Here is a 16,175-nt window from a genome sequence, read left to right as displayed (position 1 = left end):
CGGTAAATCATGTGCCGAGGCCCTGTCAGGGATCGTCGCGAAAGGCACTGCGGTGGAATTCGGCTGCCGCTTCGACCTCGCGGAGGCCGGTGACGCCAGGCTCTGGCGGCACGCCACCAGCCAGCACCTCCAGCACCGCATGCACGCCTCCGGAAAGCGACTCCAGGTGATAACCGCCCTCCAGGATGCATGCGAGACGGCCCGGGCAATGCTGATCGGCCAGGCCCTGCACGATCCCGGTCAGGGCTGCAAAACCCTCGTAACTGACGTTCAGCGCGAGGTCCAGCCGGTGGGCATCGAAACCGGCCGACACCAGGATCAATTCCGGGCGAAACGCATCCACCGCCGGCACGAGAATCTCGTTGAACGCCTTGATATAGGCGAGGTTGCCACTCCCGGCCGGCATCGGCACGTTCACCGTATAGCCCTCGCCGAGCCCGGCACCCACGTCTTCAAGTGCGCCGGAGCCAGGGTAGAATGGCGCCCCGCGGTGGATATCGAAAAACAGGACGCTCGGGTCGGCCCAGAAGATATCCTGGGTGCCGTTACCATGATGCGCATCCCAGTCGATGATCAACACCCGCTCGAGGCCATGAACGGCCTGGGCATGGGTTGCGGCGATGGCCGCATTGTTGAACAGACAGAACCCGCGGGCGCGGACCGGCTCGGCGTGGTGCCCGGGTGGCCGTGTCAGGGCGAAGGAACTCCGCGCCTCACCATTACAAACCGCATCAACCGCGGCAACCGCGGTGCCGGCCGCAACTTCGGCCGCCTCGATGCTGCCCGGGGAAACTGCCGTGGTGTCAGTATCAAGCCAGGCGGACTGTCCACGAAGGCGATCAATCCGGTTCAGGTAACTTGTGCCATGGACCCGCGCCAACTGCTCACGGCTGGCCACCGCGCCGGACCGGAATTCCAGTCCGGCAATCGGATGCTGCTGCAGTCGATCGCAAATCGCGGTAATGCGCCCCGGGTGCTCGGGGTAGGCCCACTTGATCGTCAGCCCGGACAGGATCTCGCGAACGCGGCGATCCAGCCGCCCGGGCAGGAAGGGTGACTCTGCATCGGGACGATGCTCCAGCACACGCTCGTCATAGAAGACCGCGACCGACCGCTCTCCAATCACCTGTTCCCCTCCTTCGGATGAGCCGCTGCTCTAGGAAACCCTGATTTATTCGCAGTGCTGCGTTGCACCACCTACCCAGTAGATAATGGCGACCGAACCGGCACCGTGCCTTGCCGGATGATCAAAACCGGTCTCGGGCGCAGACGCGGGAATAAATCAGTGATTCCTAGCATACAAGTTTCTGCAGCCGGTTCCTCCGCAGGGGGCGCCACCGTGGTCCCCGCCATGACACCGGCAACAACCGGAACCCTTTACGTCCAAGGGTTGACCAAAGGTCTGCCTGGAGAGGGGGGAGGTGATGTGGATGCGAACGGACCCAACAACGGGGCCCCTGACAGCCCGCCCCGGTTTGCGCCGCTGGCTGCCGGTATCTATCCGGTACCCTGGGGCCATCCCGGGCACTGGCCGCTGATTCCCGACGGTCGCTGCGGTCGCATGCGGACCCAGAAGGCGCAGCGGATCGTTGCCGAGACTGATCGCGATGCCTTGCTGGTCTGGTTCGCCGACAAGGGTCGACAACCCAGCACCTCGCGGGACGTCTACCAGCGGCACGTGCGGCGCCCCCTGCTCTGGGCCGCCGCCGAAAAGCAGATGGCGCCCAGTGACCTGGGCCCTGAAGAACTCATCGAATTCCTGACTTTCCTGCGCCAGCCGATGCCGGCAGATCGGTGGATCACCTGCGATCATCGAACCTATGCCCTCGGCGATCACCGCTGGCGCCCGTTTGCCGGCTCACTGTCCGAGACCACCTGCCGGCAGGCCCAGTCGGTGCTGAACGACCTTTTTTCCTTCCTTGCAGATGGGCGCTACCTGACCGTCAACCCCATGCCGGACAACTCGTCCCTGCGCCCCCGACGCCGACCTGGGCGATCAACAACGGGCGTGACCGCCGGGCTTGCAGTGCGGGTTTGCGCAGACCGCGTCACATAACGGCTTACGCAACCTCTGCTAAGGTTTAAGTCGGCCTTGAAGCAAGACGCTGACCGATCCCCGCGTCCGATTCGGCACCGGGGTGAACCTCCGCACAGGACGTGTAATGGCGAGTCATTCCCTGCGTCATCGACTGCACAGCCGTCGGCTGACGGTTCGCCTGGTGCTGGCGATCCTGCTGGTGAGCTCCGCAATCACGATCGTCATTACCGCCTGGCAGTTGATGCTCGACTACCGTCGGGATGTGGACCTGCTGCAACAACGTATCGAAAGCGCAGAGGAGAGCTTTGCCCGAACCCTCGGTGCGAGCCTGTGGGGACTTGACCAGGAACAGGTCAGGTTGCAGCTCAGGGGCTTGCTGGAGTTGCCCCATGTTGATCGGGTAGAGCTTGCCGGTGACCTGAACATGCGGCTTGGCGAACGCAGTCGATACAACCATCGCCGCAGTTTTTCCTTTCCGATCCGGCACCGGACCTACGATGGCCGTCACCACGAGCTGGGCACACTTCGCCTGGATGTCAGCCTGGAACAGATTCACCGTCGCCTGATCGACCGGCTGCTGGTAATCGTCGGCACCCAGGCGATAAAGACCTTCCTCGTCTCGGCCGCCCTCCTGACGCTGTTCTTCTACCTCGTCACCCGCCACCTGCAGACCCTTGCGGGATTTGCCTCGGGTCTGCGGCTGCACCATCTGGATCGCCGGGTGGCCTTGAACAGACCGGCAGCCACTGGTCCGCTGCGGCCGGATGAGTTGGATGAACTGGCCGCGGCGCTCAATTTCGCGAGCGAACGCATCGGGCAGGACCTGGTGGAACGGGAGCAGATCGAGGGGCAACGCCGGCTGCTCGCCGAGGCGCTGGAACAATGCCCGTCCGGCATCGTACTCATGGACGCGCACGGACGCATGATGTACGCGAACCCTCGCTTTGAACAGATCAGCGGAGATTCCGCCGCAGCTCTGAACGGACGCCATCTATTCGGTCGCGCAGACAGCATGGAAAGCCGCATCCACGTGCTACACGGCAGTCGCGAGCCCTGGCAGGAATTGCAGCAGACCGGGGAGTGGCATGGCGATATCCGGCTCCGCCGGCGTGACGGACAATTTCGATGGGCGCATTTGTCGCTGCGCCGAATTACCTTGCAGAACAGTGAACAATTTGTCGGTCTGTTCGAGGACACGACCCGTCTGCACCAGACGCAGGCGCAACTGGATGTACAGACCTACTTCCATCCGCTGACCGAGTTGCCGAATCGCCTCGCGATGTTCGAGAAACTGTCCCATGCCTTACGGCAGCATCCGGACCGTCCCATCGCAGTCGCCTTTCTCGACATCGACAACTTCAAGCTGGTTAACGACGGGCTTGGCCATGAGGCCGGCGATACGGTGATCAGGGAAATGGCAGCCCGGCTCGCGCAGTGGCTGCCGGACCACTGGAAGCTTGGTCACTTCAGTGGGGACGAATTCATCCTGGTGTCGTCGGCCGGGCTGAGCCCTGCGACCATCGAAGCCCAGCTCGGAGAATTGCTCGAGCGGATACGCGAACCCATTCAACATGCTGATCGCGAACTGTTCGTCTCCGCCTCGGCCGGCGTTGCGATCAATACCGTGGCCGGTAACAAAGCCGAGGATCTGTTCCGTGCGGCGGACGCGGCGCTGCACTCGGCGAAACAGGGTAACCGGGGCGGGCTTCGCAGCTTCGAACCGGCGTTCTCGCAACTCAGCTTTCGTCGATTGACAATGGAGTCGGACCTGCGCAAGGCGCTGGCGGAGGGTCAGCTCGACAACTTCTATCAGCCGATATTCACCAGCCAGCGGGAAACCATTGCCTCGGTGGAGGCACTGGTCCGCTGGCATCATCCGAAACTGGGCCTGGTCTCCCCGGCTGCGTTCATTCCGCTGGCCGAGGAAACCGGATTGATCATCCCGCTCGGAGAATGGGTCCTGCGCAAAGGCCTCGTCGACCTGGTCGATCTGCGTCGGTGGACCGAACGACCCGATCTGCGCCTGTCGGTGAACGTGTCGGCGCAACAGGTCATGCATCCGGGGTTCATCGAAACGGTCCGGCAGGCACTGAATGACCATGGCCTTGCAGCCTCTGCATTACAGCTGGAAATCACGGAGGAGGTGTTCCTGCAGGACCTGGCCACCAGCCGCGACACCCTGACCGAACTGCACGCACTGGGCATCAGGCTTGCCGTGGACGATTTCGGTACGGGGTATTCGGCCTTGTCCTACTTCAAGCGCATGCCCATCGATTGCATGAAGATCGACCAGTCCTTCATTCGGGACATGTTCCTCCGGGACCGCGACCTGCAACTGGTCGGCGCGGTGGTCTCGCTTGCCCACGGACTCGGCATGGCGGTTGTGGCGGAAGGTGTGGAGACCGAGGAACAGCGTGCCCATCTGCAACTCATCGGCTGCGAGTACCTACAGGGTTTCCTGCTGGCACGACCGATGCCGGTGGATGAACTGACGCCGTTCCTGAAAGGGCGCAGGGCCGATGTATAGGCGTCCGCACCGTCGGTCCCGTCTCTGCCCTGTCACCGTCGCCCTCGGCCTGCTTGGCCTTTGCTTCAGCCTCGCGAGTCCGGCCGATGAGCCGGTGACGGTTCGTCACATGCCGTCGGACACCAGCTTCGACCGACGCGATGACTACGCGCTGGCGCTGCTGCAATTGGCGCTGGAAAAAACCACCGAGGACCATGGTCCGGCGCGGCTCGAGGCAGCCCCGTTTCGCGTGAGTCAGGCGCGTGCCGAACGCCTGATCCGGGATGGTGATTATCTCGATGTCCTCTGGGCGATGACATCCAGGGATCGCGAAGCGGTGCTGCTGCCCGTCAGGATTCCGCTGATGCGAGGGCTGATGGGTGCCCGCGTGCTGGTGGTGACCAAGGACAGGCGCGGGCGGATGGCCGAGGTTGAGTCCCTGATGGCCCTGCGCGGTTACCCGCTGGCACAGGGCCATGACTGGCCGGATTCGGCGATCCTGCGCGCCAATGCGCTGCATGTGGAAACCAGCTCGGATTTCCACAGCCTGTTCCGAATGCTGGCCAGGGGCCGCGTTGCCGCCGTGCCCCGGAGCATTACGGAAATCTGGGCCGAGCAGGACCTCCATGAGCGATTCCAGCTGACCGTGGAACCGGACCTGCTACTGCTCTATCGCGCTCCCAACTACTTCTTTGTGTCGCCCGAACGTCCCGATCTGCAGCAACGTATCAGCATGGGTCTGGAACGTGCGATCGCCGATGGCAGCTTCGAGAGACTGTTCCAGACTCACCCGGCGACGGCGCCCGCCCTCGCCCTCCTGGCAACGGAGAATCTGCGGATCATCCGTCTGAGCAATCCAGACCTCACCGGCGAGACGCCGCTGGAGCGCGAGGAACTGTGGCACCAACCGTTGTTCGAGGGTCACCCGACCAGCCCGACGCGGGACGATCAATCACCGGCCAGATAGCCTTGCCATTGCCTGAACAGATCGGGCGACAGGGCGGCGACAGCGGAACGGGGTTCGAGGCTTGGCCGAAACACCGGCTCACCGGAAAGTGTCGCGCTGCGGCCGCCGGCCTCCGAGAGAATCAGACAGCCGGCGGCATAGTCCCAGAGCTTCTGCCGGCCATGCAGGTACAGGTGTACCCGGCCAGCGGCGGTCCAGCACCAGTCCAGCGCCACTGATCCGAAACTGCGCTGCGAGCTGTACGGCGGTTCTGCCGCCAGGCGTCGCGCCAGACGGGGTTGCAGGCGCTTGAAATCGACGCAGGCGGTACACCGTGCCAGAGGCAGCGTTTCCTCCACCGGCATCAGCGACTGCTCGTTCAACCAGGCCCCCTGTCCCTCGGCAGCCATGAAACACTCGTCGCGAACCGGATCGTACACCAGCCCGATGAGCGGACGACCACCCTGGATCAATGCCAGCGACACAGCAAAAAACGGGATACCGGCGCTGAAATTGCTGGTGCCATCCAGTGGATCAAGTACCCAGACGGGCTGGCCGGTCGCGGCCAGCAGGGCAGCCTGATCTTCCGGCGCCATCTCCTCGCCGAGCAGAGGGATATCCGGCCAATACTGCCGGAGTACATCCTGCAATCCGGACTGCATCGCCAGGTCCGCGGCAGTGACAATGCTGCCGTCAGCCTTGAAACTGCGTTCAACACGGTTGAAACGGGGCAGCAGGACCTCTTCGGACACGCGCCGGACCTGCTGCCGCAGCCGGGAAAGCTCCATCACGGTCATTCGTTTTCGATCCGCTTGGCGGCGAACGGAAACAGCTCATCGGCAGGCACCGGCGCACCGAACAGGTAACCCTGGAAGGCCTGGCAACCGAGTCCCGCGAGCCAGGCATGCTGCTCTTCGGTCTCGACGCCCTCGGCAATCACCGCAATTTCCAGACTCTCGCCCAGGGACATGATGGTATGGATGATGGCGGCATCATTGGGATCCACCAGTGCATCGCGAACAAAGGAATAATCGATTTTCAGCTGGTCCAGCGGCAGGCGTTTCAAGTAGACCAGCGAGGAATAACCGGTGCCGAAATCGTCAAGCGAGAAGCCGACGCCATGGCGTTTCAAACGCTCCATCTTGCGCACGATATCGCCCAGGTCCTCAAGCAACAGGCTCTCGGTTATTTCCAGCACCAGCCGCCGCGGATCCGCGCCGGTCTCTTTCAACGCCTCCAGCACATCATCGACGAAACCGGGCTGCTTGAACTGCCTTGCGCTGATGTTCACCGAGATGTCCAACGGCGCCATCTGCGGATCCTTCTGCCACAAGCTGAGTTGGAGACAGGCCTCGCGAATCACCCACGTGCCGATGGGCAGAATAAGCCCGATTTCCTCGGCAACCGGCACAAAGGCGCCGGGTCCGACAAGGCCGCGGCTCGGATGCTGCCAGCGGACCAGGGCCTCGGCACCGGTCACTCGGCCTTGATGATCCACCTTGGGCTGATAGTGCAACAGGTACTGCTGTTCGCGCAGCGCCTGATGCATCTCCGTCTCCAGATCCGCCCGCTCCATCACCGAGGCCTGCAGCTTTGGATCGAAGAAACGTATCGTATCCCGCCCTTCTGCCTTCGCCTGGTACATGGCCAGGTCGGCGCGTTTCATCAACTCCTCGATACCGGCCGCGGGATGCTCGAACATCGCCACACCGATGCTGGACGTGGCATTCTGTTCCCGGCCGATCAGGTCGTAGGGCCGGCTCAGCGACTCACGAATACCGCGTGCCACCCCGAGCGCCTCCTCCACGGCCTCGCCGGGCTCCTCCGACAGGTTTTCCAGCATGACGACAAACTCGTCACCACCCAATCGAGCCAGGGTGTCGTTGGCCCGAATGCAGCGCCGCAGGCGCCGCGCCACATGCTGCAGGAACAGGTCCCCCATCGGATGGCCCAGGGTGTCGTTCAGCAACTTGAAGTTGTCGAGATCGATGAACAGCAGTGCCCCACCCCGACCAGTGCGGGCACTGACAGACAGGGCCTTGCGCATCCGATCCAGCAGCAGGCTGCGATTGGGCAACTGGGTCAGGGAGTCGAAGAAGGCCAGATACTCGATCTCCTCCTCGGCCGCCTTGCGCTGGGTGATGTCGTTCAGGGTGCCGACGTAATGGGTGTTTAGCGCATCGGCTCCGTTCACGGCGGTCATCGTGACCCAGGCCAGGAACTCCTCGCCGCTCTGGCGCCGAAACCACATTTCGCCCTGCCAGGCACCGTCCCGGCGAATTTTTGCCCAGACGGCATCATAGAACCGGCGTGACTGGCGGGGTGATCGCAAGGCTTCCGCATGGTTGCCGACCAGATCATCGGCGGAATACCCGGTAAGCTGGGTGAAGGCCCGGTTGGCCTGCAGGATCCGGCGCGCGGAATCCATGACGAACATCCCTTCCTGGGATTCGAACGCGGTGGCGGCAATGCGCAGTGTCTGTTCCGCGGCATTCCGTTCGATGGCACCGGCAATCGCGCTGGCCACCACCCGCAGCAATGTGATCTGGTGCTCCGGCAAGGGCTCGTCGGAACGCAGGATATCCAGGTTCATGTAGCCAAACACCCGCTCCCGCGAAATCAGCGGCAGCGACACCAGGGCGCGAACGTTACGCGACAGAAGCGCCGCCCGTTCCGGGTAGGCCTCCTCCGGCAGGGCCCGCACGTCGGCAATGGAGATCGGTTCGAAAGCCCGAACCCGCGCCTCCCACCATGGAAAGTCGTCGGTCCGGAACTGCTGGAGTTCGGTGGCCTGCACCGCCACCCCGGGCGCACACCATTCGCACAACAAGGCGGTGGTCCCGGCTTCATCATCGTATTCGGCGATGTAACAGCGGTCGACGGCGAAGAACTCGCCAAGCTGGCGAAGCACGTCCTGCAGCGTGGCCTCGAAGCTGGTGTCTCCGGCATTGATCAACTGGGTGGAGATCTGTGCCACCAGACCCTGGAAGCGCTGCTGGAATGCCAACACGTCCTGCGCCTCGCGCTGTTCGGTGATGTCCACCATGATGCCGCGCAACCATTTGGGCTGGCCGTCCTCCGCAACCACCGTCACCAGATCGCGCAACCAGCGCACGGCGCCATCCGCAGCGATAAACCGGTATTCGAAATCGTGTGGACGCAGGGCCCTGCTCTCGCTGGCGCAGTAGGCCGGCGCCCAGAGACGGTCCTCCGGATGCATGTGCTCGACCCAGAAATCCTTGCTCTTCCAGGCTTCCCTTGGATAGCCGAGCATGGTTTCCGCCTGGCGGCTGATAAACGTGAACTGGAAGCCCGCGTCCGCCTCCCAGACAATGCCGTTCGCGGTATCGACGATATCGCGGAACCGCTGCTCGGATTGGCGCAATGCCTCTTCCTTGGTTTTCTGGTCGGTGATGTCCTGGACCACCACAAGAAAACCCGCAGCCGCCGGTCCTGCCGGGTCGAGGCTGCTGACTGTTGCGATGAAATGCTTTTCCCCGTTGGGCACGTCCAGCGCAAAGCTATGCCGGAACGGTAGCCCGTCGCCTCGCACCCGTTCGACCCCTCGCAGCATTTCCCGGCTCAAGTCCTCGGGAAGGTACTCGGCGAAATGGCGCCCCCGCAGCACATCCGGCGGCACCGCCAGATCATCCTCGTCGGCAGCATGACATTCCACGAACCGGCCTTCCGCATCGAGCACGAACAGCACGTCCTGCATCGAAGCCACCAGGCTGGAGAGGTAGCGCTCGCGCTGTATCAAGGTGGCTTCGGTCTTTCGCAACGCGGTCAGGTCGGTCAGGATCACCAGGTTGCAGTCGCCGAACGCGGTCGCGTGAAACCGGCAGTAACGCTCCTCACCCGAGGCAACGGAAATCCTTGCCTCGATCGGTCTGATCGGGGTTCGATAGGCATTCGCCCTGGCGATGCGCCGATTCCACTCGGCCCGGACGCGACGGCGATAGCGGGAATCCGGATAAGCCTTCGCCCACCACTGGTCCAGCGTCGCCACGTCGCCCAGCGAGTACCCGGTCAGATCAACGAACGCGCCATTGGCAAACACCAGATCCTGTTCAGCACCACGGGTTATGACCGCGGGAACCGGGATGCCGGCGACCAGGTCACGCAACGCTGACAGGGAACGTTGCGCCGTCGCGTGGGGCTCATTCAATGACTGAGACAAGGCCTGCCCTAACGATGCTGTCGAGAGATATTCTGCCCCCAGTGGAAAAGGTTGGCACGAGGCCACGACCAGAACCCACCGTCGGCACGAGACGTGTGAGGTATTCTACTGTTTTCCAGATCAGGAAACGTAGAATAACGCGTAATTCCAGGACCCACCGCCGCCCGGTGCCGATTCCACGGAACGGATATGGCGGCGACCGGTTTCCAGATCGCAATCCTCTGACCGCATGGGATGGAGTCGCTGCATGCCGCATTCAACGCGAACGCTTCCCGCCCTGGCAGGCTCGGTTGTCTTCCTGCTGATTGCGCTGGCGCTGTTCGCGCTGGAACGGATGAACCAGGAGTTCGCAGAACAGGAAGCACGCTCCCAGCTGGAAAACCGGGCCGCCGCGTTCCGGTCGCGGCTGGAAAGCGAGATGAACCGCACGATTTTCGTGGTCAGCGGATTCACCCATTTCGTGGGAGCCAACCCCGGCCTGGGCTGGGATGCCTACAAACCGGTGGCTAAACGGATGGTCCACGCCAGCAGCCATATCATCAACATCACGTTGGCGCCGAACAATATCATTCGCTGGAATTATCCACGCGAGGGCAATGAAGACGCCCTGGGTTTGCGCATCCTTGAACACCCGCAGCAGGGCGACAGCCTGCGCCGGATGATCGATAGCGGCCGACCGGTGGTCACAGGCCCGGTTGACCTGGTCCAGGGCGGCAATGCGCTGATCTTCCGCAGCCCGGTGTATCTCGATGATGGCAGCTACTGGGGAACGGCAAGCGTTCCGGTTGACTCCAACAGCGTGCTTGCGGCAGCCGGACTCGACGCACCGCAGTTCAACGGACTGAGCATCGCAATTCGCGGGCATGACGGTCTCGGAGCCGACGGTGACACCTTTTTCGGTGATGCATCCGTATTCGACGCCGATCCGATCCTCAAGAATGTCCGCTTCGAAGATCAGTCCTGGCAGCTCGCGGTGGCACCAGCTGCGGGTTGGGCGGCCCATGCCGCAACGCCACAATCACACCGGGCGCTGGGACTGGCACTCGCCCTGACCGGTGGCCTGGTCGGTGGCGTTCTCACCGCCCAGTCACAGCGCATCAGGCGGGTTTCCCGCCAACTGGAAGCCATGGTCGCGGCGATCCCCGACAGCGGCTTCGTGATCGATGATCAAGGCCGGTATCTGGAAAGCTTCGGCGGCCAGGAACGTCGTCTGTACCACGATGGCGCGGCGCTCAAGGGGCGCCATCTACGGGACGTGATGGATGACGACACGAGCCGTCATGCGCTGTCCGGGGTTCGCCGGGCGATCAGTGAGAAGCGGCTGGTGACCCTGGAGTATCCCCTGCGGACCGAGGACAACGCGCTGCTCAACGCCATCGGTGGCCCCTCCGGCACCCAATGGTTCCAAGCCCGCATCTATCCATTGCCGACAAACCTGGAAAGGCGGCCTTCGGCGCTATGGCTGGCCTACAACATTACCGAACGCAGGCGAGTGGAAGAGCAGGCACGGATCAACGAAGAACAGATCCGTTATCTGGCCATGCACGACCACCTCACCGGCCTGGCCAACCGCGCCTACCTTCTGGAACAGATGCAGAAAGCACTGAACATGGCCCAGCGGGACAATCATCAGGTGGGACTGCTGTTTCTCGATCTGGATCATTTCAAGGCCATCAATGACGCCCATGGCCATGACAGCGGAGATCTCGTGCTGCAGGAAATCGCGGCACGGCTGAAAACCGTGGTGCGGGACTCTGACACCGTGGCTCGTCACGGTGGCGACGAATTCGTGATTCTGCTCAGCAAGGTCGACGGCATCCGGGGTGCAACCGCGGTGGCCGAGAAGACACTGCAAGCCCTGACCCTCCCCATCGAGGCGAACGGCAGGAGCTTCAGGCTCGGCGTGAGCATTGGCATCAGCCTGTATCCGGACCACGGCTGTACGCCGGACGCGTTGCAACGCGCCGCCGACGACGCCATGTATGCCGCCAAGGCCGAGGGCCGGGACCAGTTCAGCGTCTCTCCGGATCAAGCCGCCGGCGGCTCTGCGGGTCGCTGACGGCCTCCTGCCGTCGGCGGCGCCACTGAGCGAAGCCGATGACAGACAGCAGGGCAATGGCGGGCAACAGGAACCAGTTCTCCGACGGTCGCGCCGATGGCACCAGAACGGCCTCCACCTGCCAGCCGTAATCGATGCCGGCACGCTCGGCGACGCTGCCATGCTCGACGTCAATCACCTCCAGTGGGCCGTTTTCGCGGTCCAGGGTTAGACCCGCGCCTTGCAGTCGGGCGGCAGCATCGTCGCCGGCCCCCAGCGGCAACATCGCCGGCCGAACGACCTCGCGGCCGTCGGCATCGAGACCGCGAAACCGCAGCCGCAGGTGATCACCGTCCGCGGTGCGTTCGATTTGCTCTGTCAGCTCGCTGACCGGCCGCTGCTCCCAGGGCTCCGTCAGCCGATCCATCCAGAATCCGGGATAGAGCAAGGTGAAGGCCACAAGCAACAGCGCGGGCGTTTCGTACCATCGGTTGGCCACTAGCCAGTAGCCCTGTGAGGCGGCTGCAAACAGCAGCATCGCTGCCGTCGCCGAGACCACGACGAGGGCCAACTGGAGGCCCGAATCGATGCCGATCAGCAGCAACTGGGTATTGAAGATGAAGATGAACGGCAACACGATCATGCGCAGGCTGTAGCGCAAGGCGTGAACACCGGTCATGACCGGATCACCGCGGGAAATGCCGGCCGCGGCAAAGGTCGCCAGACCAACAGGCGGAGTCAGGTCCGCCATGATGCCGAAATAGAACACGAACAGATGGACCGCGATCAGGGGCACGATCAAACCGGCGTCGGCACCCAACTCGACCACGATCGGCGCCATCAGGCTGGCTACGATGATGTAGTTTGCCGTGGTGGGCAGGCCAAGGCCCAGCACCAGGCTGAGCAGCGCCACCAGCACCAGCATCAGGAACAGATTGCCACCGGACAGGGCCTCCACCACCTGACTGAGGCCGAGTCCCAGACCGGTCATCGACACGGTGCCGACGATGATCCCGGCGGTAGCGGTCGCGACCCCGATACCGACCATGTTTCGCGCACCGAGCACCAGCCCGTCATGCAGATCGCACATCCCGGCACGGGACAACGCTGCAAGGCGCTGGCGCTGTCGCCCCATCAAGGCGAGTAACGGCCGCTGGCTGAGACAGATCAGCACCAGCAGCATCACCGCCCAGAATGCGGATACCGCCGGTGACAGGCGCTCGATCACCAGCGCCCAGACCAGCACCAGGATCGGCAACAGGAAATGCAGGCCGCGCTTGATTGTTGGCCCCAGCGGCGGCAGTTCCCTGTCCTCGTCGAATTCGACCATCGGCTGCCTCGCCGCCAGCCACAACAGGCCGAGATAAAGCAGCAGCAGCCCGCCGGCAAGCACCAGAGTGGATACCGCCGCCGCCATCGGCTCCAGCCAGCGCAATAAAAGGGTCAACAATCCCGCCACCACGATCAGCCCGCTGACCACCAGGCCGGTGCCGATCAGGCGGCCGCGCCAGTCGGCTTCCGGTCTGGCGGGAAGGCCGCGAACGCCAGTCTTCAGTGCTTCCAGATGGACGATATAGAGCAAGGCGATGTAGGCGATGGCTGCCGGCAGGAAGGCGTGGCGAATCACTTCGATGTAGGGAATACCCACGTATTCCACCATCAGGAATGCGGCGGCGCCCATCACCGGGGGCATCAACTGGCCATTGACCGAGCTGGCAACCTCCACCGCTCCGGCACGGTTGCCCGACAGGCCGACACGTTTCATCAGGGGAATGGTGAAGGTTCCGGTGGTCACGGTATTGGCAATCGACGACCCGGAAATCATCCCGGTCAGACCGGAGGCAACCACCGCGGCCTTGGCCGGGCCGCCCCGCAGGTGGCCAAGCAAGGCAAACGAAACCTGGATGAAGTAACGCCCTGCGCCGGCGCGTTCAAGCAGCGCGCCGAACAGCACGAACAGGAAGACGAAACTGGTGGAAACGCCCAGCGCGATGCCGAACACGCCCTCGCCCGACAACCAGTACTGGGACGCCGCGCGGCTCAGCGAGGCACCACGATGGGCCAGCAGGTCGGGCAACCAGGGACCGAGGAAGGCGAATGCGAGAAACAGGCCCGCGATCAGGCTGAGGGCCGGGCCGAGCGAGCGGCGGGTGGCTTCCAGCAACAGCGCCAGACCCACCACCGAGACCACCAGATCCATGGTCAGCGGGCGGCCCGGGCGGTCGGCCAGCGCGGCATGCTGCCAGAACAGATACAGGGCGGTCAGCGCGGCCACCAGCCCCAGCAACACGTCCAACCGTGGCAGACGCGAGGCGCCCGAGGTGAGCTGGCTACAGCCGATCAGCAGGCATGTGGCGGACAGGGCCAGCCAGGGCATCCAGGCAGTTCCGGCGAACAACGCCCAAGCGCTGAAAAGCAGCAGGACCAGTGCGGAACCCAGTAGCAGCAGCGACAGCAGCGGCATGCCGGTGGCGGGTCCGGAACGGCCGCGGCGGCCGGGGTACAGCGCGAACGCCAGCAACAGGGCAAAGGCCAGATGCACCGAGCGGGCCTCGGTTTCCGACACCACTCCCCAGCCGAGGGCGTAGGGCAGCGGGCTCGCGATCCAGAGCTGGAACAGCGACCAGCACAGGGCAATCAGGGTCAGCAATCGCACGCTCAGTGGATTGCCGCGCCAGGCCTGACCCGCGCCGACCGCGTCCGTCATTGTCCGTCCCCGTTATCCAGCAGGCCGTGCTCCGCGAAATACCGCTTCGCCCCGGGGTGCAGCGGCGCGGTCAGGCCGGTGGTTGCCATTTCCTCCGGTGTCAGCAGGCGCAGTGCCGGATGCAGTCGCTGAAAGGTCTCGAAATTCTCGAACACCGCCTGCACCAGTGCGTAGACCACCTCGTCCGGCACACCCGCCCGGGTGACCAGGGTGGCGCGCACGCCAAAGGTCTCGATGTCCTGTTCCTGCCCCGGATACAGGCCGGCCGGCAGAGTTGCATGGCTGTAGTAGGGACTGGCGTCGATCAGGCGATCCACCGCTTCGCCCCGCACCGGAACCAGGCGCGCATCGCAGGTCGCAATGGGCTCCTGGATGGAGCCGGAGGGGTGGCCGACGGTGAACAGGATCACGTCGATGCGGTTGTCGCACAGGGCGGAGCCCTGCTCCCTGGACGGCAGTTCGGAAGCCAGGGCAAAGTCGTCCATGCTCCAGTCCAGTTCCTGCATCAAGCGTTCAACAGTGCCGCGTTGCCCGGAACCGGGGTTGCCGACATTGACCCGCTTGCCACGGCTGTCCAGGAACTCGGCGACTTCTGCATCGGCACGGGCCATGACGGTGAACGGTTCGGGATGCAGCGCGAACACCGCGCGCAGATCGCGATCCTCGCCCTGTGAGGCGAACACACTGCTGCCCGACCAGGCATGGTGCTGCCAGTCCGACTGCACGATGCCGAATTCCAGGTCGCCACGGCGCAGGGCATTGAGATTGAAGATGGAGCCGGCTGTGGATTCCACCGAGCAACGGATGCCGTGGCGCTCACGCTGTTGGTTGAGCAGGCGGCAGATGGCACCGCCGGTGGGATAGTAGACCCCGGTGACGCCACCGGTGCCCAGGGCGGTGAAACGGGTTTGCGGTTCCGTGGTCAGCACGTACCAGGCGGCAGGCAGGACCAGCAGCACCATCGCTGCCAGAGCAAGCAACCGGCGCCCATGACCGCGCAGGGTCACTGCGCCTGCCTCGACCGAAACACTGACTGAACGGAGTCCGTCATATGTACAACCTCTGGCTGTTGCTGGTCTGTCTGGTCACCGTGCCGGCCATGGCCTATGCCCATCTGCGATTACCGTTCCATACGCCGGACAGGCGCCATTTGCGGGTCGCGCGCATCGTGCTGCTTGCCACCGGTGCCGGCTTCGGCTGGATCATGGCCCGAATTTACGGTCTGGCAACGGAACTCAATCCGGTGCTGATCTTCATCAGCGGCGTTGCCCTGGTGCATGTGCCGGCGGCCTGCGTGTTGTTCCTCAAGGGGAGGGAACAGCCGTGATTCAGTCGGGATCCGGATCGAGGGCGCTGATCGCAGTCTCCAGATCGAGTTGCAGCTCCAGCGGCGGCACCTCGACCCCCTCCAGGTCCGGCGTCCAGTCCAGCCCGACGCGATGCCCGTCGGCTTCCAGGCCGGGCAACCAGTGCTCCAGCAGCTCATCCACCGCGATCGACTCGGTGCGGTAGTCCGACCAGGCATCCGTCGCCGCTGCGCTGGCATCGTCCTCGTCGGACCAGAGCGGCAGAACCATCACCGTCTCGTCATCGGCGGCCGGTGTCAGTGCCCAGCCCTCCTCGTCCAGCAGGCCCCAGACCTGGCCGCGGTCGACCGCCGACTCGATGAAACGGCGCACGGCCGGATCAAGGTCATCCTGTTGCTGCATGTCTGCATCCTCCATCGAAACCGGAAGGCACATCGGGCCGAAGGCCGATGG

11 protein-coding genes are annotated in these 16,175 nt (G+C 63.8%); 5 read left to right on the top strand and 6 right to left on the bottom strand.

The features are described 5' to 3' along the window. Positions 1-25 precede the first annotated feature (25 nt). Positions 26-1,126 carry a histone deacetylase family protein gene (locus tag M0534_RS04640; protein WP_248567249.1) on the bottom strand — a complete coding sequence of 367 codons (1,101 nt, stop codon included), beginning with the start codon at positions 1,124-1,126 and terminating at the stop codon, positions 26-28. Between the two features lie 300 nt (positions 1,127-1,426). Here M0534_RS04640 and M0534_RS04635 point away from each other — a divergent pair, with 300 nt between their 5' ends. From M0534_RS04635 to M0534_RS04625, 3 genes are all read left to right on the top strand, one after another. Continuing rightward, a complete protein-coding gene (locus tag M0534_RS04635) occupies positions 1,427-2,056 on the top strand; it encodes a hypothetical protein (RefSeq protein ID WP_248567248.1) in 630 nt (209 codons plus the stop codon). 106 nt (positions 2,057-2,162) lie between these two features. Next, complete coding sequence (locus M0534_RS04630; protein WP_248567247.1) at positions 2,163-4,565, top strand: bifunctional diguanylate cyclase/phosphodiesterase; 2,403 nt, start codon at positions 2,163-2,165, stop codon at positions 4,563-4,565. Next, positions 4,558-5,511 (top strand): substrate-binding periplasmic protein, encoded by a 954-nt coding sequence (locus M0534_RS04625; RefSeq protein ID WP_248567246.1) that lies wholly within the window; start codon positions 4,558-4,560, stop codon positions 5,509-5,511. The genes M0534_RS04630 and M0534_RS04625 overlap by 8 nt, the downstream gene beginning before the upstream one ends. Here the strand turns inward: M0534_RS04625 and M0534_RS04620 are convergent. Both M0534_RS04620 and M0534_RS04615 read right to left on the bottom strand, forming a co-directional pair. Continuing rightward, entirely contained in the window at positions 5,493-6,287 is a 795-nt protein-coding gene (locus M0534_RS04620; RefSeq protein WP_248567245.1) for an inositol monophosphatase family protein, read from the bottom strand. The genes M0534_RS04625 and M0534_RS04620 overlap by 19 nt on opposite strands. After that, the gene (locus M0534_RS04615) at positions 6,284-9,670 is read right to left on the bottom strand and encodes a bifunctional diguanylate cyclase/phosphodiesterase (RefSeq protein ID WP_248567244.1); all 3,387 of its coding nucleotides are present in this window, start codon (positions 9,668-9,670) and stop codon (positions 6,284-6,286) included. The genes M0534_RS04620 and M0534_RS04615 overlap by 4 nt, the downstream gene beginning before the upstream one ends. Positions 9,671-9,917: 247 nt before the next feature. Between M0534_RS04615 and M0534_RS04610 the strand changes: the two genes are divergently transcribed. Then, the gene (locus M0534_RS04610; RefSeq protein ID WP_248567243.1) at positions 9,918-11,729 is read left to right on the top strand and encodes a sensor domain-containing diguanylate cyclase; all 1,812 of its coding nucleotides are present in this window, start codon (positions 9,918-9,920) and stop codon (positions 11,727-11,729) included. On the opposite strand, the gene M0534_RS04605 is transcribed toward M0534_RS04610, so the two are convergent. After that, positions 11,683-14,415 carry a TRAP transporter permease gene (locus M0534_RS04605; protein ID WP_248567242.1) on the bottom strand — a complete coding sequence of 911 codons (2,733 nt, stop codon included), beginning with the start codon at positions 14,413-14,415 and terminating at the stop codon, positions 11,683-11,685. The two genes, M0534_RS04610 and M0534_RS04605, sit on opposite strands and share 47 nt — an antisense overlap. Beyond that, complete coding sequence (locus tag M0534_RS04600; RefSeq protein ID WP_345894700.1) at positions 14,412-15,422, bottom strand: TAXI family TRAP transporter solute-binding subunit; 1,011 nt, start codon at positions 15,420-15,422, stop codon at positions 14,412-14,414. The genes M0534_RS04605 and M0534_RS04600 overlap by 4 nt, the downstream gene beginning before the upstream one ends. 44 nt (positions 15,423-15,466) lie before the next feature. On the opposite strand from M0534_RS04600, the gene M0534_RS04595 reads away from it, so the two are divergent. After that, complete coding sequence (locus tag M0534_RS04595) at positions 15,467-15,742, top strand: hypothetical protein (RefSeq protein ID WP_248567241.1); 276 nt, start codon at positions 15,467-15,469, stop codon at positions 15,740-15,742. Between the two features lies 1 nt (position 15,743). Here M0534_RS04595 and M0534_RS04590 read toward each other — a convergent pair whose 3' ends face one another. Continuing rightward, positions 15,744-16,124 (bottom strand): DUF2750 domain-containing protein, encoded by a 381-nt coding sequence (locus M0534_RS04590; RefSeq protein ID WP_248567240.1) that lies wholly within the window; start codon positions 16,122-16,124, stop codon positions 15,744-15,746. Positions 16,125-16,175 lie beyond the last annotated feature (51 nt).

It is taken from the genome of Methylonatrum kenyense, from assembly GCF_023195885.1.
In the GTDB taxonomy this organism is placed as follows: Bacteria; Pseudomonadota; Gammaproteobacteria; order Nitrococcales; family Aquisalimonadaceae; genus Methylonatrum; species Methylonatrum kenyense.
The sequence above is the reverse complement of the archived record's forward strand: the minus strand, read 5'-3'. Positions and strand labels throughout refer to the sequence as shown.